At 72.5% G+C, this 17,347-nt stretch carries 16 protein-coding genes; 7 read left to right on the top strand and 9 right to left on the bottom strand.

Annotated features, from left to right (window positions below; all coding sequences use genetic code 11):
• Nucleotides 1-12: 12 nt before the first annotated feature.
• The 5 genes from ACFY2B_RS29710 to ACFY2B_RS29690 form a co-directional block, all read right to left on the bottom strand.
• Nucleotides 13-969, bottom strand: a complete 957-nt coding sequence (locus tag ACFY2B_RS29710; RefSeq protein WP_390766146.1) for an SCO1860 family LAETG-anchored protein — start codon at nucleotides 967-969, stop codon at nucleotides 13-15.
• Between the two features lie 197 nt (nucleotides 970-1,166).
• A complete protein-coding gene (locus tag ACFY2B_RS29705) occupies nucleotides 1,167-2,258 on the bottom strand; it encodes an amidohydrolase family protein (RefSeq protein ID WP_390766145.1) in 1,092 nt (363 codons plus the stop codon).
• Nucleotides 2,259-2,279: 21 nt separating this feature from the next.
• The gene (locus ACFY2B_RS29700; protein ID WP_390766144.1) at nucleotides 2,280-3,074 is read right to left on the bottom strand and encodes an amino acid ABC transporter ATP-binding protein; all 795 of its coding nucleotides are present in this window, start codon (nucleotides 3,072-3,074) and stop codon (nucleotides 2,280-2,282) included.
• The gene (locus ACFY2B_RS29695; protein WP_390766143.1) at nucleotides 3,071-3,907 is read right to left on the bottom strand and encodes an amino acid ABC transporter permease; all 837 of its coding nucleotides are present in this window, start codon (nucleotides 3,905-3,907) and stop codon (nucleotides 3,071-3,073) included. The genes ACFY2B_RS29700 and ACFY2B_RS29695 overlap by 4 nt, the downstream gene beginning before the upstream one ends.
• The gene (locus ACFY2B_RS29690) at nucleotides 3,904-4,752 is read right to left on the bottom strand and encodes an ABC transporter substrate-binding protein (RefSeq protein WP_390766142.1); all 849 of its coding nucleotides are present in this window, start codon (nucleotides 4,750-4,752) and stop codon (nucleotides 3,904-3,906) included. Before ACFY2B_RS29690 ends, ACFY2B_RS29695 begins: the two co-directional genes overlap by 4 nt.
• 204 nt (nucleotides 4,753-4,956) lie before the next feature.
• Between ACFY2B_RS29690 and ACFY2B_RS29685 the strand changes: the two genes are divergently transcribed.
• From ACFY2B_RS29685 to thpD, 5 genes are all read left to right on the top strand, one after another.
• Nucleotides 4,957-6,060: a pyridoxal-phosphate-dependent aminotransferase family protein gene (locus tag ACFY2B_RS29685; protein ID WP_390766141.1), complete on the top strand. Its 1,104-nt coding sequence runs from the start codon at nucleotides 4,957-4,959 to the stop codon at nucleotides 6,058-6,060.
• Between the two features lie 999 nt (nucleotides 6,061-7,059).
• On the top strand, nucleotides 7,060-7,578 hold the full coding sequence (ectA, locus tag ACFY2B_RS29680; protein ID WP_390766140.1) for a diaminobutyrate acetyltransferase: 519 nt from the start codon (nucleotides 7,060-7,062) through the stop codon (nucleotides 7,576-7,578).
• Nucleotides 7,579-7,590: 12 nt separating this feature from the next.
• Entirely contained in the window at nucleotides 7,591-8,862 is a 1,272-nt protein-coding gene (gene ectB / locus ACFY2B_RS29675) for a diaminobutyrate--2-oxoglutarate transaminase (protein WP_390766139.1), read from the top strand.
• A 48-nt stretch (nucleotides 8,863-8,910) separates the two neighbouring features.
• A complete protein-coding gene (locus tag ACFY2B_RS29670) occupies nucleotides 8,911-9,324 on the top strand; it encodes an ectoine synthase (protein WP_390766138.1) in 414 nt (137 codons plus the stop codon).
• A 5-nt stretch (nucleotides 9,325-9,329) separates the two neighbouring features.
• Nucleotides 9,330-10,214 (top strand): ectoine hydroxylase, encoded by an 885-nt coding sequence (gene thpD / locus ACFY2B_RS29665; protein ID WP_390766137.1) that lies wholly within the window; start codon nucleotides 9,330-9,332, stop codon nucleotides 10,212-10,214.
• A gap of 43 nt (nucleotides 10,215-10,257) precedes the next feature.
• Here thpD and ACFY2B_RS29660 read toward each other — a convergent pair whose 3' ends face one another.
• The 4 genes from ACFY2B_RS29660 to ACFY2B_RS29645 form a co-directional block, all read right to left on the bottom strand.
• A complete protein-coding gene (locus tag ACFY2B_RS29660; protein ID WP_390766136.1) occupies nucleotides 10,258-11,310 on the bottom strand; it encodes an aminotransferase class V-fold PLP-dependent enzyme in 1,053 nt (350 codons plus the stop codon).
• Nucleotides 11,311-11,423: 113 nt separating this feature from the next.
• Entirely contained in the window at nucleotides 11,424-12,140 is a 717-nt protein-coding gene (locus ACFY2B_RS29655) for a DsbA family oxidoreductase (RefSeq protein WP_390766218.1), read from the bottom strand.
• Between the two features lie 219 nt (nucleotides 12,141-12,359).
• A complete protein-coding gene (locus tag ACFY2B_RS29650; protein WP_390766135.1) occupies nucleotides 12,360-12,968 on the bottom strand; it encodes a DUF1349 domain-containing protein in 609 nt (202 codons plus the stop codon).
• 244 nt (nucleotides 12,969-13,212) lie between these two features.
• Nucleotides 13,213-14,742 (bottom strand): aldehyde dehydrogenase (NADP(+)), encoded by a 1,530-nt coding sequence (locus ACFY2B_RS29645; RefSeq protein ID WP_390766134.1) that lies wholly within the window; start codon nucleotides 14,740-14,742, stop codon nucleotides 13,213-13,215.
• A 167-nt stretch (nucleotides 14,743-14,909) separates the two neighbouring features.
• Here ACFY2B_RS29645 and ACFY2B_RS29640 point away from each other — a divergent pair, with 167 nt between their 5' ends.
• Entirely contained in the window at nucleotides 14,910-15,683 is a 774-nt protein-coding gene (locus ACFY2B_RS29640; RefSeq protein ID WP_390766133.1) for an IclR family transcriptional regulator, read from the top strand.
• A 138-nt stretch (nucleotides 15,684-15,821) separates the two neighbouring features.
• Nucleotides 15,822-17,282, top strand: a complete 1,461-nt coding sequence (locus ACFY2B_RS29635; RefSeq protein WP_390766132.1) for a peptidoglycan D,D-transpeptidase FtsI family protein — start codon at nucleotides 15,822-15,824, stop codon at nucleotides 17,280-17,282.
• Nucleotides 17,283-17,347 lie beyond the last annotated feature (65 nt).

Here is a 17,347-nt window from a genome sequence, read left to right as displayed (position 1 = left end):
CGGCGCGGAGGGTCAGCTCCGGCGGCGGCGTGCCAGGACCAGCGCACCCCCGCCCGCGAGGACGAACGCGAGCGCGCCGCCCGCGAGGTACGGCGTCGTCGAGCTGCCGCCGGTCTCGGCGAGGCCGGCCTGCGCCGCGCCGCCCTGGGGCTGTACGCCGGACGCGGGTTCGGCCGGGCCGGCCGGGTCCGCGGGCTTCGCCGGGTCGGGCTTCCCCGGGTCGGCGGGCCCGGTGGGCGCGTCGGCCGCGGTGGGCGTCTCGCAGGTCGCCCTGGCGAGGGTGACGGTTCCCTCGACCTCGGCGACGTTCAGCTTCAACGGGTTGACGGAGACCTTCAGTTCGAGGGCGGTGGCCGCCGCCGTGCGGGTCGTGGTCGCCCGCTTCGCCAGGTCGAGGCGGACCTCGCCGACGCCGGGCACCTGGACGTCCGTCGGACCGTCCGCGCTGAGCGTGACCCGCTTGCCGAGCACCGTCACCGCGCCCAGCACGCCGGCGGAGGCGGCGGGCGGTTTCCCGGCCTCGCAGGTCGCCTTGGAGGTGACGGTCTCGATCTCGACGAGGGAGAGCAGCGGCAGGCCGGGCAGGTGCAGCTTGGCGTGGGCGAGGCGCACGGAGCCCTCGGCGCGGCCGTCGGTCACGGTGGCCCTGGCCGAGGCGACGTCCGCGCCGAGCACCGTGAACGGCTTGCCGCCGTCCACGCCGTCGAGCCGGGCGGACAGCGCGGTCCGGTCGGCGCTCTGCGGTGCCCGTACCTCGTTGAGGGAGACCGTGAGCGGGACGTTCACGGTCTTGTTGAGCAGGGACACGTCGAGCCCGGTGCGCAGGACGACGGCATCGGCGCGGCCCTGGCCGGTGGTCGCGTGCGCGGCGCTCGCGCCGGCCAGCGCCGCCGGGCCCGCGGCGAGGACCGTGGCCGTCGCGACGGCGGCCAGACGGCGTGCGGGCATGCGGAAGTTGTTGCTGTTCAAGGTGGTGGGACCCCCAGTGGAATGTGCTTGGGACCCGGCCAGGATTACGCACTGTGGGTGAACAGTCAGCAATCCTCGGTTACTTCACTCATTCGTGGGCTTTCCGTGAAGGGTTTCGAATCCCCGGGCACAGGAGTTCCCCCACGTTCACTCCCGCACCGCCCCGTGCACCGCCACCCGGCCGCCCTGCTCCCCGGCTACTCGACGATGTGTCCGCGCAGCACCACCCGGCGCGGGGCCGCCAGCACCCGTACGTCCGTCCGCGGATCCGCCTCGTAGACGACCAGGTCGGCGGGCGCGCCCTCGGCCAGTCCGGGGCGGCCGAGCCAGGCACGGGCGGCCCAGCTGGTCGCCGACAGCGCGGCCACCGGCGGGATCCCGGCGGTGACCAGTTCGGCGACCTCGGCCGCGACCAGGCCGTGTGCCAGCGAGCCGCCGGCGTCCGTGCCGACGTACACCGGGATGCCGGCGTCGTAGGCGTCGCGCACCGTGTCGTAGCGCCGCTCGTGCAGCCGCCGCATGTGCGCCGACCAGCGCGGGTACTTGGTTTCGCCGCCGTCGGCGAGCTGCGGGAACGTGGCGATGTTGACGAGGGTCGGGACGATCGCCACGCCGCGCTCGGCGAACAGCGGGATCAGGTCCTGGGTCAGTCCCGTCGCGTGCTCGATGCAGTCGATGCCCGATTCGACCAGGTCGCGCAGGGAGTTCTCGGCGAAGCAGTGCGCGGTGACCCGGGCGCCGAGGCGGTGGGCCTCGGCGATGGCCGCCGCCAGGGACTCGCGCGGCCAGCAGGGGGCCAGGTCGCCGGCGCCGCGGTCGATCCAGTCGCCGACCAGCTTGACCCAGCCGTCGCCGCGCCGCGCCTCCTGGGCGACATGGGCGACGAGCTGGTCCGGCTCGATCTCGTGGGCGAAGTCACGGATGTAGCGGCGGGTGCGCGCGATGTGCCGGCCGGCCCGGATGATCCTCGGGAGGTCCGCCCGGTCGTCGATCCAGCGGGTGTCCGAGGGCGAGCCCGCGTCGCGAAGCAGCAGGGCGCCCGCCTCCCGCTCGGTCAGCGCCTGCTTCTCGGCGACGTCCGCGCCGACCGGGCCCTCGGTACCGAGGCCCACGTGGCAGTGGGCGTCGACCAGGCCGGGCAGCGCCCAGCCGGTCACGGTGATCGGATCGCGGGCGCCGGCCGGGCGGTCGTAGGTGATCCGCCCGCCGACGACCCACAGCTCGTCGCGGACCTCGTCGGGCCCGGCGAGGATCCTTCCCTTCACGTGCAGCACCGTGTGGTCGCTCATGTACCGAACCTTAGTGAGCCGCTACTCCGCACCACCCACCCGGTCGGACGTCCCCTCCGCGACGTCCGCCGCCGCGGGGTCGAGGAGACGGGCGAGGAAGTGCCGGGTCCGCTCGGTGCGGGGAGCGCCGATGACCTGGTCCGGGGTGCCTTCCTCGGCGATCACCCCGCCGTCCATGAAGACGACCCGGTCGGCGACCTCCCGGGCGAAGGACATCTCGTGGGTGACGACCATCATCGTCATACCGTCGTCGGCGAGCATGCGCATCACGGCGAGGACGTCCGAGACGAGTTCCGGGTCGAGCGCCGAGGTCGGCTCGTCGAACAGCATGACCTCGGGGCCCATGGCGAGAGCGCGGGCGATGGCGACGCGCTGCTGCTGCCCGCCGGAGAGGGCGGCGGGGTAGGCGTCCGCCTTCTCGGACAGGCCGACCCGGGCCAGGTTCCGGGCGGCGACGCCGGCGGCCCGTGCCTTGTCCCGGCGCAGCACCCGGCGCTGCGGCAGGGTGAGGTTCTCGGTCACCGTCAGATGCGGGAACAGGTTGAACTGCTGGAAGACCATGCCGATACGGCGGCGTGCGGCGTCGATGTCGACATCGGGGTCGGTGAGTTCGACGCCGCCGACCCACACCTGGCCCCGGGTCGGTTCCTCCAGCAGGTTGACGCAGCGCAGCAGGGTCGACTTGCCGGAGCCGGAGGGGCCGATGACGCAGACGACCTCGCCCCGGCCGACCTCCAGGTCGATGCCGCGCAGCACCTCGGCGGAGCCGAAGGACTTGTGCAGCGCGCGGACGCTGATCTCGGGCCGGCCGCTCACCTGACGGCCTCCTGGGTCCTGGACTCCATGCGGCGGACGACGAGGCTGAGCGGGACGGTGACCAGCAGGTAGCACAGGCCGGCGACCAGGATCGGCGTCGAGTTGGCGCTCTGGCCGGCCAGGTCCCGGCCGAACTTGGCCAGTTCGCGTTCCTGGAGGGTGACGCCGAGGAACAGCACCAGCGAGGAGTCCTTGAACAGGAGCACCAGTTCGTTGGTGAGCGGCGGCAGGACGATGCGGAACGCCTGCGGGGCGATGATCGAGACCATGGCCCGGGTGGGCGAGAACCCCAGCGAACGGGCCGCCTCCGACTGTCCCCTGGGTACGGCCTGGAGGCCGGCGCGGATCGTCTCCGCCATGTAAGCGGCCGAGACCAGGCCGAGCGCGAGGGCCACCTTGCCGTACGTCCCGCCGGGGATCTCCGTGCCGGGGAAGGCGAGCGGCACGGCGACGCCGACGAAGATGAAGATCAGCAGGGCGGGCAGGCCGCGGAAGATCTCGATGTAGACGCTCGCGAGCCAGCGGTAGGGGCCGACCGACGACAGCCGCATGAGGGCGATCACCATGCCGAGCACCAGTCCGACGGCGAAGCCGGACAGGGTGTAGAGCACGGTGTTCTTCAGCGCCAGCGTGATGACGTCGGGGAACATCTGCCGGGCTAGGTCCGCCTGCGCGAACTGGTTGCGCAGCCGGCCCCAGTCCGCGGTGACCGCGAGCGCGATCACCGCGGCGGCGAAGACCGCGTACTGGAGGGCCCGGGACAGCCCGCGCCGCCGGCGGCGGGTCAGTCTCCTTCCGCGGGGCGGGGCCGCGGTGTGCGCCGGGCCGGTCATGAGGCGGCGGGCGACGCGGCGGCGGCGTCGTACGGGCCGATCCACTGTTCGTACAGCTTCCGGTACGTGCCGTCCGCCTTGGCGTCCGCGAGGGCCTGGTCGACGGCGGCGAGCAGCTTGGAGTTGCCCTTCTTCAGCGCGAAGCCGTACTGCTCGCCCGTGTCGAGGTTGTCCACGGTGCGGAACGCGTCGGCGTTGGCCTTGTCCTTGAGCCAGCCCTGGACGACCGGGTAGTCGATGACGACGGCCTGGACCTGGCCGGTGCGCAGGCCGCTGAGGACGGCGTCGGAGGACTCGAACGAGACCGGGTCGTAGCCCTTGCTCTTCGCGTAGTCCTCGCCGCTGGTCTGCGCCTGCGCGCCCAGCTCGGCGCCCTTCGCCTTGACGTCGGCCAAGGAGGTGAGACCGCTCTTTCGGTCGACGAGGACGGCCTGGGTGGCGTCGAAGTACGGGGTGGAGAAGTCGACGTTCTTCCTGCGTTCCGCGGTGATGGTCATGCCGGCGGCGGCCAGGTCGCACTCGCCGGAGTTCAGGAACGCCCCGGTCTTGAAGTTCTCGAAGGGCGTGTCGAGGATCTGCTGTCCGACACCCAGCTTCTTGGCGACCAGGTCGATCAGGGAGACGTCGAAGCCCTGCACCTTGCCGTCGATCTCGGACTGGAAGGGCGGATAGGGCAGGTGGGTGCAGGTGGTGAGCTGTCCGGCCTTGACCAGTTCGACCCCGCCGGCGGCGGTGGTGGACGCGCCGCCGCTGTCGCCGGAGGAACAGCCGGCCACGAGGGCCAGTCCGGCCACGGCGGCGGTGGTGGCCAGGACGCGAACCCGGCGCCGAAGGTGCGTGGTCACGGGACCTCCATGTCGTGTGAGGGGAAGCGGTGGATTCCTGCGTGCGGTTGCGCGGTGCGGTGCTCAGGCGGTGAGCCGCCCGGCGGTCGGGGCGCTCCGTCGGCCGTGGGGCTGTCGGCCCGCGAAGTCACCGGTCAACGACGATGTGTGAGGGCCGGTTACCCTCGTCTGGATCGCCCCCTCGCGAGTGAAGAGAGCCGCGCCGTGACCCATCCGTTCCTGGATCTGCCCCCGCTGACCGCCGCGCGCTTCGCCGCCGTCGAGGACCGGGTGGCCCGGCTGCTGGACACCCGGCAGGACGTCGTGATCATGCAGGGCGAGGCGCTGCTGCCGCTGGAGGGCGCGATCCGGGGGACGGCGGGACCGGGCACGACCGCGCTGAACGTGATCACCGGACCGTACGGGCAGACCTTCGGGAACTGGCTGCGGGAGTGCGGTGCGACGGTGATCGATCTGCCGGTGCCCTTCCACACGGCGGCCACGGCGGACGGGATCCGGGCGGCCCTGGCCGGGCGTCCGGAGATCGACTTCGTCTCGCTGGTGCACGCGGAGGCGGCGACCGGGAACACCAATCCGGTCGCGGAGATCGGCGAGGTGGTGCGGGCGCACGGCGCGCTGTTCTACCTGGACGCGGTCGCCGCCGTGGGCGCCGAGCCGGTGCTGCCGGACGCCTGGGGCGTGGACCTGTGCGTGATCGGCGCGCAGAAGGCGATGGGCGGCCCGGCAGGGGTGTCGGCGGTGTCGGTGAGCGAGCGGGCCTGGACCCGGATGGCGGCGAATCCGCACGCGCCGCGCCGTTCCTACCTCTCCCTGCTCGACTGGAAGGAACGCTGGATCGACGCGGGCCGCAAGGTGCTGCCGCACGCGCCGGCGCAGTTGGAGATGCTGGCGCTCGACGCGTGTGCCGAGCGGATCGAGCGCGTGGGTCTGGACACCGTGATGGCGCGGCACCGCGGCGCCGCGCTGGCCATGCGGGCGGGCGCGGTGGCGCTGGGCGGGGGTCTGGAGCCGTATGTGTACGAGGTCGCGGACGCGGCGCCGGTGGCCACGACCCTGCGGGTGCCGTCGGGCGTGAGCGCGACGGAGCTGGTGGCGCGGGCGCTGGCGGACGATCCGGCGCTGCCGCTGGCCGCGGGGGGCGGCGCGCTGGCCAAGGAGATGATCCGGGTCAACCACTACGGGCCGGACGCGACGCCGGAGGCGGTCCTGGGCTGTCTGACGGCGCTGGGCGCGGCGCTGGCCGAGCGGGGGCTGACGGTGGACGTGGCGGGCGCCCGGGGCGCCGCCGAGTCCGCCTACCGCGGCTGACCCCTGCCCGTGCCGGCCCCGGCGGCCGGGCCCGGCGGCGTCCGCCGCGCCGAGCGGGACGGCCGGGCCGATCGGGACGGCCGCGCCGAGCGGGACGGCCGCGCCGAGCGGGACGGCCGCGCCGAGCGGGACGGCCGGGCCGGGCGGGGCCGCCGGGCCCGGCCGGTCCGTGCTCGCCTGCGGCCGAGGGGGCACAGGCGACGAACTCCCGGCGTCGACGGCCGGCCGTGACGGGTGCGGCGGGCACGACGGGCGCGGCGGCCACTGCCCGGCAGGCCGCGGGAGACAGCGGCCCACGGGTGCGTCCGCGCATACCCGCTCCGCTGGTGCGCCTCCGGGCATCCGGGCCCCCGGTAACGACGCACGCACCCGGCTCTCCGGCACGGCCGCGGACCACCGGTCCGCCGGTGTGTCCCGAACCGCGCGGACGGCCGGACATGCCCGGGGCGCCACCGGCGCGGCGTGCCATTCTCGCGACATGACCACCGACCTACCCCGAGACGGGCCCCCCGACGCACCACAGGCGTCACACCAGGCTCCACCGAGCAGCACACCACAGGCGTCACACCAGGCCCCCCGCCGAGCCACGCCCCAGGCATCACACCCGCATCCACCGGACGACCCACCCCCGACGCTCCCGGACGGCCGTCCCGTCCCCCGGACGACCGGCGGCGAACGTCGCGTGCCCGACGACCGGCCGGCCTTCCACCGGGCCACGCCGGCATCCTGCGCGAGCACATCGGCCAAGTGACCGGGGCCTGAAATTCACGTCAATTCGCATTCCTTTTTTCAGATAGCTTTCCCGAGTTCTTCTGCCCGCTTTTCCGGAAGCTAAACAAGAAGATTTTCGAGCAGGTTTCGACCGTGTGACACATTCCACACAGGGGGTTGATTCCTGTCTATTTGCGCAGGTCAAACGGTTACGTCAGGCATCCTCAAGGGGCCGCTACGCACCCCCAACCGTGCACTTCCGAATTCTGCTCGCTAAATTCAATTCGCATGACTGCCGCACAAGCAGACCTGCTCATCGACCGTCCAACGGTGACGGACGGAGCCACTCTCTGGCGCATTGCCAAGGACTCCGGGACCCTCGATCTGAACTCCTCGTACAGCTATCTGCTGTGGTGCCGCGACTTCGCGGGCACGACGGCGGTGGCCCGCGCGGCGGACGGGGCACCCGTCGGTTTCGTCACCGGGTACGTACGGCCGGAGCGTCCACGGACGCTGCTCGTGTGGCAGGTCGCGGTGGACGCGGCCCACCGCGGCCACGGTGTGGCGGCGGCGCTGCTCGACGGGCTGACCGCCCGGCTCACCGACGGGCAGGGCATCACCGGCGTCGAGACGACCATCACCCCCGGCAACACCGCCTCCGAGCGCCTGTTCACCTCGTACGCCACCCGGCACGGTGCCCGTGTCAGCCGCGAGGTGCTGTTCGACTCGGGGCACTTCCCGGACGGCCCCCACCAGCCCGAGGTCCTGTACCGGATCGGGCCGCTCACCCCCCGCCTGTCGCACTGAGGAGCGATCACCGTGACCATCACCCAGCCCGACCTCAGCGTCTTCGAGACCCTGGAGTCCGAGGTACGCAGCTACTGCCGCGGCTGGCCCACCGTCTTCGACCGTGCCCAGGGCAGCCTGATGTACGACGAGGACGGACACCGGTACCTCGACTTCTTCGCCGGCGCGGGCTCGCTCAACTACGGCCACAACAATCCGGTGCTCAAACGGGCGCTGATCGACTATCTGCAACGGGACGGGGTCACCCACGGCCTCGACATGTCGACCACGGCCAAACGCGCCTTCCTGGAGACCTTCCAGGACCTGGTGCTGCGCCCGCGCGACCTGCCGTACAAGGTCATGTTCCCGGGCCCGACCGGCACCAACGCGGTCGAGGCCGCGCTGAAGCTGGCGCGGAAGGTGAAGGGGCGCGAGGCGATCGTGTCGTTCACCAACGCCTTCCACGGCATGTCCCTCGGCTCGCTGGCCGTCACCGGCAACGCCTTCAAGCGGGCCGGGGCCGGAATCCCGCTGGTGCACGGCACGCCGATGCCCTTCGACCACTACCTGGACGGGCGGGTCCCCGACTTCCTCTGGTTCGAGCGGCTGCTGGAGGACCAGGGGTCCGGGCTCAACCAGCCCGCCGCGGTGATCGTCGAGACCGTGCAGGGCGAGGGCGGCATCAACGTCGCGCGGCCCGAATGGCTGCGCGGACTGGCCGAGCTGTGCGAGCGGCGCGACATGCTGCTGATCGTCGACGACATCCAGATGGGCTGTGGCCGCACCGGTGCCTTCTTCTCCTTCGAGGAGGCCGGCATCGTGCCCGACATCGTCACCGTGTCGAAGTCCATCAGCGGCTACGGCCTGCCCATGTCGCTGTGCCTGTTCAAGCCCGAGCTGGACGTCTGGGAGCCGGGCGAGCACAACGGCACCTTCCGCGGCAACAACCCCGCGTTCGTCACCGCCACCGCGGCCCTGGAGAGCTACTGGGCCGACGGCTCCGCCATGGAGAAGCAGACCCGGGCCCGGGGCGAGCAGATCGAAGAGGCCCTGAACGCCGTCACCGAGGAGAACCGCGCCGCGGTGAAGGAGTACCGGGGGCGGGGTCTCGTGTGGGGGCTTGAGTTCCACGGCAAGGAGCGCGCCGGGCGGGTGGCGCAGCGCGCCTTCGAACTCGGGCTGCTCATCGAGACGTCCGGCCCGGAGAGCGAGGTCGTCAAGCTGCTGCCCGCGCTCACCATCACCCCGGACGAGCTGGACGAGGGGCTGCGCGTCGTCGCCCGCGCCGTACGCGAAACCGCCTGACCCGTCGGCGATCGTCCGTCACCCAACACCGAGGAGGACTGCACCACCGTGATCGTCCGTTCGTTCAAGGAGATCGAAGGCACCGACCGTCATGTGAGGGCGGCGTCCGGCACCTGGGAGAGCAAGCGGATCGTGCTCGCCAAGGAGCGGGTCGGCTTCTCCCTCCACGAGACCGTCCTGTACGCGGGCACGGAGACATCGATGTGGTACGCCCACCACATCGAGGCCGTCGTCTGCGTCGAGGGCGCCGCCGAGCTGACCGACCGCGAGACCGGGAAGACCTACTCGATCACGCCCGGCACCATGTACCTCCTCGACGGCCACGAGCGGCACACGCTCCGTGTCGTGGAGGGACAGGAGGACTTCCGCTGCATCTGCGTGTTCAACCCGCCCGTGACCGGACGGGAGGACCACGACGAGAACGGCGTCTACCCCCTGCTCACCGAACCCGAGGAGGTGTGACCAGCATGCCCGTCACCGATCTCTACCCCAGCCGCGGCACCGCCGAGGTGTCCGTTCCGCGCCAGGACCCGGTCGTCTGGGGCTCCCCGGACACGCCGGGCCCGATCCCGGCCGACGGTCTGCGGGCCTTCGACCGCGACGGCTTCCTCCCCGTCGAGCAGTTGATCACCGATGACGAGGTCGCCCGCTACCGGGGCGAGCTGGACCGGCTGATCGCCGACCCGGCGATCCGCGCCGACGAACGCTCGATCGTGGAGCCGAAGTCGAAGGAGATCCGCTCCGTCTTCGAGGTCCACAGGATCAGCGAGGTGTTCGCGCAGCTCGTCCGGGACGAGCGGGTGGTCGGCCGGGCCCGGCAGATCCTCGGCTCGGACGTGTACGTCCACCAGTCCCGGATCAACGTCAAGCCGGGCTTCGGGGCCAGCGGCTTCTACTGGCACTCGGACTTCGAGACCTGGCACGCGGAGGACGGGCTGCCGCGGATGCGGACGGTGTCCGTGTCGATCGCGCTGACCGAGAACCTCGACACCAACGGCGGGCTCATGATCATGCCGGGCTCGCACCGCACCTTCCTCGGCTGCGCGGGAGCCACGCCCGACGACAACTACAAGAAGTCGTTGCAGATGCAGGACGCGGGCACCCCCTCCGACGCGGCGCTGACCGCACTGGCGGGCGAGCACGGCATCCGGCTGTTCACCGGCCGGGCGGGCTCCGCGACCTGGTTCGACTGCAACTGCATGCACGGCTCGGGCGACAACATCACGCCGTTCCCGCGCAGCAACGTCTTCATCGTGTTCAACAGCGTGGAGAACGCGGCGGTGGAGCCGTTCGCGGCGCCGGTGCGGCGGCCGGAGTTCATCGGCGCGCGGGACTTCACGCCCGTCCGCTGAGCGGCGTGAAGTCCCGGCCGGGCCCCGGACCGCAGGTCCGGGGTCAGCCGGCCAGCACGTCCAGCAGCCGGTCGACGTCCGCGGGCGTGTTGTACAGGTGGAACGAGGCACGCAGATGGCCCGCCCGGTCGGAGACCTCGATGCCCGCGCGGGCCAGTTCCTCCCGGCGGTGGCCGAGTCCGGGCACGGAGACGATCGCCGAGCCGGGCGCGGGCACGGGTGCGCGGCCGCGCCCGGCGAGCCCGGCGCGGAAGCGGTCGGCGAGGGCCAGGTCGTGGGCGTGCACCGCGGCCACACCCAGTTCCTCGATCAGCGCGAGGGAGTGGCGCAGCCCGGTGTAGCTGAACAGGGCCGGGGCCAGGTCGAACCGGCGGGCGGAGCGGGCGAGTTCCGCGACCGGCCCGTAGCAGCTGTCCCAGGGTTTCTCCCCCGCGACCCAGCCGGCCAGCACCGGCGTCAGCGCGCCGAAGTCCTCCGGAACGACGAGGAGTGCCGTGCCGTGCGGGCCGAGCAGCCACTTGTAGCCCGCGGAGACCGTGAAGTCGAACGCGCCGGCGTCCATCGGCAGCCAGCCGGCGGCCTGCGAGAAGTCGACATAGGTTCGGGCGTCGTGCGCCGTCGCCGCCGCGCGCAGCGCGGGCAGGTCGGCGACCCGGCCGTCCGCGGACTGCGCCGCGCTGACCGCGACCAGTGCGGTGCCCGGCCGGACGGACTCGGCGAGCCGTTCCAGCGGGACGGCCCGTACCTTGAGGTCGCCGCGGACGTGGAAGGGGTTCACCACGGAGCTGAAGTCGCCCTCGGCGGTGAGGACTTCGGCGCCCGCGGGCAGCGACGCGGCGATCACGCCGCTGTGCACGGCGACGGAGAAGCCCGCCGCCACCCGGCTGACCGGGACCGCGGCCAGCCGGGCGAAGGAGGCGCGGGCCAGCTCGACGTCCTCGTGCAGCGGGCCCAGCGGACGGCCTTCAGCCCGTACCGCCACCGCCTCGTGCAGGGCGGCGACGGTACGGGCCGGAAGCAGTCCGCTGCTCGCGGTGTTCAGGTAGGTGGTCTTCGGGGCGAACTCGGCACGGATCAGGCTCTCGAAGCTCTCCATGCGTCCACTGTGCGGGCCCGTGGTGCCACCGTCCATCGCGCCGGTGGTACGGGGTTCCCCCACCGCCGCTTATATGTCCGCCGCGGCCTGCGGTTTCCCGCCCCGGTGGCGGCTCAGTCGCGTGGCACCGCGCATCCGTCCGGGCCGCACGTGTCCGCCTGTCCCGCGTCGATCGGCTTGAGCGGTGAGCGCTCGCCCCAGGCTTGGGTCAACGCCTGGGTGAAGACCTCGGCGGGCTGCGCGCCGGAGACGCCGTAGGTGCGGTCGAGGACGAAGAAGGGGACGCCGTTCGCCCCGAGCTGGGCGGCCTCGCGTTCGTCGGCCCGGACCTCGTCGGCGTACGCGGCCGGGTCCGCGAGCACCGCGCGGGCGGCGTCGGCGTCGAGCCCGGCCTCGGCGGCCAGCGCCACCAGCCGCTCGTCGCCCTCGCTGAACACGGAACGCTCCTCGGCGAAGTTCGCGCGGTACAGGATCTGGATCAGCGCGTCCTGACGGCCGTGCGCCTTGGCGAAGTGCAGCAGGCGGTGCATGTCGAAGGTGTTGCCGTGGTCGCGGCCCCGGCTGCGGTACGCCAGGCCCTCGGCGGTGGCCTGCGCGGCCAGGTTGTCCTCGCCGGCCTCGGCCTGCGCCTCGCTCATGCCGTACTTCTTGGCGAGCATCGTCAGCACCGGCTGGACGTCGTCCTTGGCGCGGCCGGGGTCCAGTTCGAAGGAGCGGTGCACCACCTCGACGCCGTCGCGGTGCGGGAAGGCCGCGAGCGCCTTCTCGAAGCGGGCCTTGCCCACGTAGCACCAGGGGCAGGCGATGTCGCTCCAGATCTCGACGCGCATGTTCTCGGCTCTCTCCCGGTCCAGTGACACGGGGACGGTCCCCGCCAGGCTGCGTGAACGTTCAAACACCGTGTTTCATTCCCCGGGTGCGGGCCCGCGAGACGACCGGGGTGGACCGGTAGGACATCCGGCGCGGACTCGTACGGCGTCGGAGCGGGCGGCGGGGCGGTGCCGCCGTGCCGCCCCGCGCGCCCGCCCCACGCGCCCGCGCCGTCGCGGTCAGCTGCCGTCCCGCAGGTCGCTCGGCCAGGAGGGTCTGAACTCGATGTGGTCGAAGCTCACCACGCAGCCCTCCCCGAGCGGCGACTGGGTCATGAACCCGGCCAGGGCCGCACCCGTCTCCTGTTCGCCGCCCAGGGTGAACAGCCGTACGAAGGTCCAGCGCTCGCCGTCGCGGGAGGCGTGGCAGGCGAAGGCGCGACCGGTGCGGCTGATCCGCAGCCAGACGGAGTTGCCGTCCACGGTGAAGGAGTTGGCGTCGTCGGAGTGGTCCCGGGTGACCACCGTGCAGACGGTGGCCACGTCCGGGGAGTACTCCAGGCAGAGCTTGGCCCAGGCCCGGTCGCCGGCGTGGACGTAGAGCACGCCGGCGTCGAAGGCGGCCCGGAAGCCCACGGTGACCCGGGCGATCAGCTGGAAGTCCCCGTCGGGGGCGCCGAGCAGCCGGGGTGCGTCGGCGGCCGGCTCCACCGCCTCCCCGGTCGGCGGCACGAACCGGTCCTGCGCGGGACCGGCCCATCCGGTGAGGACACCGTCCTCGTAGGTCCAGTGGCCGTCGGGTCCGTAAGTACGGAGGGGGAAGGGCAGTTCGGGAAGCTCCACGTCCATCGGGTGATTCTCGCAGCCCGTCGGGGGCGGTCCGCAGGCGCGGGGATCCACGCGCCGGCCCACCGCCCGCACGCAGCAGCCGGGCCCCGCCCCCTCGTCCACGGCCGCCGCCCGCACGACGCAGCCACCACCGGCGCGCCGCCACGGCGCCACCGACGGCCGTCTTTCGGCACCCCGGACGGCCGCCCCGCACGGCGCCACCGACGGCGGCCCTTCGACGCCACCGCCCGCCGGCCCCTCGGCGCTACCGCTCCAGCACCCCGTCGAACCGCCGGGGAAGCCCCAGCGGGTTGTCGTCGTGCAGTTCCTTCGGCAGCAGGGCCTGCGGCGTGTTCTGGTACACGACCGGACGCATCCACCGCTCGATGGCCGTACCGCCCACGGAGGTCGATGTGGAGGTGGTCGCGGGGTAGGGCCCGCCGTGGTGCTGGGCCGGCGCCACCGCCACCCCGGTCGGCCACCCGTTCACCAGCACCCGCCCGGCCAGCGGGGTCAGCTCCGCGAGGATCTCCGCGCCCCGCCCCTGACCGGCCGCCTCCGCCGCGGACAGCTGGACGGTGGCGGTGAGGTTGCCCGGCAGCCGGGACAGCACGGCCGCGGCCTCCGCGTCGTCCGCGTACCGGGCCACCACGCTGACCGGGCCGAAGCACTCCTCCAGCAGCAGGTCGTGGGCGCCCGCGGCGGCCAGCCGGTCCGCGGGCACCGCCAGGACCCCGGCGCCGACCGTGTGCTCGCCGCCCGCGCCCGGGGTGACCGGCGACTCCACGCCCCCCAGGAGGCCGCGCTCGCGCACCCCGGCGACGAAGGCGTCCCGCATGCGGTGGTCGAGCAGCACTCCGGGTTCGGTCTCGCTGACGGCGTCGGCCAGGGACTTCACCAGCCGGTCGCCCGCCGCGCCGGACGGGACGAGGACCAGGCCCGGCTTCACACAGAACTGGCCGACCCCGAGGGTCATCGAGGCGGCGAGTCCGGAGCCGATCTCCTCCGCGCGCTCGACCGCGGCGGCCTCGGTCACCAGGACCGGGTTCAGCGATCCCAGCTCGCCGTGGAAGGGGATGGGCACCGGACGGGCGGCGGCCACGTCGAACAGGGCGCGCCCGCCCCGCACCGAACCGGTGAAGCCCGCGGCGGCGACCAGCGGATGCCTGATCAGTTCGAGGCCCGCCGCGAAGCCGTGCACCAGGCCGACGGCGCCCGCAGGGATGCCGTGCCCGGCGGCGGCGCGCCGCAGCACGTCGGCGACCAGCTCGGACAGGGCGGGGTGGTCGGGGTGGGCCTTGACCACCACCGGGTTGCCCGCGGCCAGCGCGCTCGCGGTGTCGCCGCCGGCGACGGAGAAGGCGAAGGGGAAGTTGGAGGCCGCGTAGACGGCGACGACGCCGAGCGGGACCTTGTAGCGGCGCAGGTCCGGGACGGGCGGGGTGGCGGTGGCGTCGGGGTGGTCGATGATGACGTCGAGGAAGGCGCCCTCGTCGACGAGGTCCGCGAAGGCGCGCAGTTGGTAGGCGGTTCGGGCGAGTTCGCCGGTCAGCCGGACCGGGCCGAGCGCGGTCTCCGCGTCGGCGGCCTCGACCAGCGGGTCCCGGGCCGCCTCCAGGCCGGCCGCGGCCGAGCGCAGGAAGGCCGAGCGGACGGCGCGGTCGGCCAGCGACGTGCGCGCGGCACGGGCGGCGCGGACGGTGTCGTCGACCTCCTCGGCCGTGGCCTCCACCGCAACCTGCTCCCGCTGCTTCCCGGTACGCGGGTCGACACTCCAGACTGGTGCTGCTGCCACCGCGGGTCCCCTCCACTTGTCAGGCCGAGAGCGGCTCATCCACCAGCAGCGTTCGATATACTGAACACTGTCTCTGGTGATGAACCCATTGCCGGAAACTATATCTCCAGGTTCTCGTCGAACGAATCAAACGACTCGAACAACGCCGAACGAAGGGGTCGAGGGCGATGGCGGCAGCCGAGGCAGGCGGCGGGGCGCAGGTCAAGTCCGCGGTGCGGACCGTTGAATTGCTCGAATACTTCGCCGGCCGCCCCGGCATGCACTCCCTCGCTGCGGTACAGGAGGCTGTCGGATACCCCAAGTCCAGCCTGTACATGCTGCTGCGCACGCTCGTGGAGCTGGGCTGGGTGGAGACGGACGCGACCGGCACGCGCTACGGCATCGGGGTGCGGGCGCTGCTCGTCGGGACGTCGTACATCGACGGCGACGAGGTGGTCGCGGCGGCCCGCCCGACCCTGGACCGCCTCTCCGACGACACCACCGAGACCATCCACCTGGCCCGCCTGGACGGCACGAACGTCGTCTACCTGGCCACCCGCCAGTCGCAGCACTATCTGCGCCCCTTCACCCGCGTCGGCCGCCGGCTGCCCGCGCACTCCACGTCCCTCGGCAAGGCACTGCTGGCCACCCACACCGACGAGCAGGTGCGCAAGCTGCTGCCGCAGACCCTGCCGGCGCTGACCGAGCACACCATCACCGACCGGGAGAAGCTCATCGAGGAGCTGCACCAGGTCCGGGAGCAGGGCTTCGCCGTCGACCGCGAGGAGAACACGCTGGGGCTGCGCTGCTTCGGCGTCGCCATCCCCTACCGCACCCCCGCCCGCGACGCGATCAGCTGCTCGGTGCCGGTGGCCCGGCTGACCCCCGCCCACGAACAGACGGTCAAGGACGCCCTGTTCGACGCCCGCGACCGGCTGACCCTGGCCACGCGCAGGCTGTGACGGACCCGGGCCGCCGCCGCGGCGCGACGGAGACGTCCGGCGGCCGGCCACCGAGGCGGACCGCGGCCTTCCTGAACGGTTGATGAGAAAACGGACCCCGGGGAACGATTCCCCTCGGCCGCGCGTCCTTCAACCGGGATGAACAAGACAATCAGGCGGGTGTCCGTCTTCACGCTGCTGCTGGTGTTCGCCCTGCTGGTGCGGGCGACATGGGTGCAGTTCTACGACGGCCAGGCCCTCGCGGACGACAAGAACAACCGGCGGAACGGGATCGAGACGTATGCGGGACCGCTCGGCAACATCATCGTGGCCGGGAACTCGGTCACCGGCTCGGCACGCACCTCGGGGAACAGCGACCTCGCGTACAAGCGGACCTACAAGGACGGTGCGCTGTACGCCGCGGTGACGGGCTATGCCTCGCAGAGCTACGCGCCCACCCAGTTGGAGGGCATCTACCAGGACCTGCTCAACGGCACGGACACCCGGCTCAAGACCGTCATGGACACGATCACCGGCAAGCGGGCCGACCCCGGCGACGTGGTGACGACCATCGACCCGGGCGTGCAGAAGGCCGGGCTCGACGCACTCGGGGACAAGAAGGGCGGCGCCGTCGCGATCGACCCGAAGACCGGCAAGATCCTCGCGGTGGTCTCGACCCCGTCGTACGACCCGTCCACGCTCACCGACGCGGGCACCGCCGGTTCGGCCTGGAAGAAGCTCAACGACGACCCCGACAAGCCGCTGACCAACCGCGGCCTGCGCCAGCCGCTGCCGCCCGGCTCGACGTTCAAGCTGGTCGTCGCGGCGGCGGCGCTGGAGGACGGCCTGTACTCCTCGGTGGACGAGAACACCGTCAGCCCCAACCCGTACATGCTGCCGAACACCTCCACGCCGCTGCGGAACGAGAGCGCGTCCGCGCCCTGCGAGAACGCCACGATCCGTACCGCGCTGGAGTACTCCTGCAACAACGTCTTCGGCAAGATGGCCGTCGACCTCGGTCAGGACAAGGTGCGGGCGATGGCCGAGAAGTTCGGCTTCAACGACGACAAGCAGGACGTCCCGGTGCGCGCCTACACCAGCGTGTATCCGACCGGCATGGACGACGCGCAGACCGGTCTGTCCGGCATCGGCCAGTTCGACGTCACGGCGACCCCGCTCCAGATGGCCATGGTGTCGGCGGCCATAGCGAACGGCGGGCAACTGGCCTCGCCCCACATGGTGTCGCAGATCACCGACAGCGGCGGCGACGTGTTGCAGAACTACGACGACAGCTCCGGCACCGAGCGGATCATCAGCTCCGCGACCGCCGACCAGCTCCAGTCGGCGATGCAGACGGTCATCGAACAGGGCACGGGTACGAACGCGCAGATCTCCGGCGTCACCGTCGGCGGCAAGACCGGCACCGCGCAGCACGGCGAGAACAACAGCAAGACGCCGTACGCCTGGTTCACCGCGTACGGCAAGTCGGACTCGACGGGCAAGGAGGTCGCCGTCGCGGTGATGGTCGAGCAGTCGGACGCGGCCCGGTCGGAGGTCAGCGGCAACGGGCTGGCCGCGCCGGTGGCCAAGGCGATGATGCAGGCGGCGTTGCAGAACTGACAGGGGCGGCCGGCCGCGCCGGTCCCCGTGTCCCAGCCGGGGCCCGGTGGCCGGACCGCGGCACC

This window comes from Streptomyces sp. NPDC001270 (assembly GCF_042896695.1).
In the GTDB taxonomy this organism is placed as follows: Bacteria; Actinomycetota; Actinomycetes; order Streptomycetales; family Streptomycetaceae; genus Streptomyces.
Note: the sequence above shows the minus strand (reverse complement) of the source record. Positions and strands in the feature narration are given on the sequence as shown.

What these genes read in the sequence shown, in the direction of transcription:
- ACFY2B_RS29705 (WP_390766145.1), bottom strand. Translation starts at nt 2,258, where the DNA reads ATGAGCGACCACACGGTGCTGCACGTGAAGGGAAGGATCCTCGCCGGG.
- ACFY2B_RS29695 (WP_390766143.1), bottom strand. Translation starts at nt 3,907, where the DNA reads ATGACCGGCCCGGCGCACACCGCGGCCCCGCCCCGCGGAAGGAGACTG.
- ectA (WP_390766140.1), top strand. Translation starts at nt 7,060, where the DNA reads ATGACTGCCGCACAAGCAGACCTGCTCATCGACCGTCCAACGGTGACG.
- thpD (WP_390766137.1), top strand. Translation starts at nt 9,330, where the DNA reads ATGCCCGTCACCGATCTCTACCCCAGCCGCGGCACCGCCGAGGTGTCC.
- ACFY2B_RS29660 (WP_390766136.1), bottom strand. Translation starts at nt 11,310, where the DNA reads ATGGAGAGCTTCGAGAGCCTGATCCGTGCCGAGTTCGCCCCGAAGACC.
- ACFY2B_RS29655 (WP_390766218.1), bottom strand. Translation starts at nt 12,140, where the DNA reads ATGCGCGTCGAGATCTGGAGCGACATCGCCTGCCCCTGGTGCTACGTG.
- ACFY2B_RS29650 (WP_390766135.1), bottom strand. Translation starts at nt 12,968, where the DNA reads ATGGACGTGGAGCTTCCCGAACTGCCCTTCCCCCTCCGTACTTACGGA.
- ACFY2B_RS29640 (WP_390766133.1), top strand. Translation starts at nt 14,910, where the DNA reads ATGGCGGCAGCCGAGGCAGGCGGCGGGGCGCAGGTCAAGTCCGCGGTG.
- ACFY2B_RS29635 (WP_390766132.1), top strand. Translation starts at nt 15,822, where the DNA reads ATGAACAAGACAATCAGGCGGGTGTCCGTCTTCACGCTGCTGCTGGTG.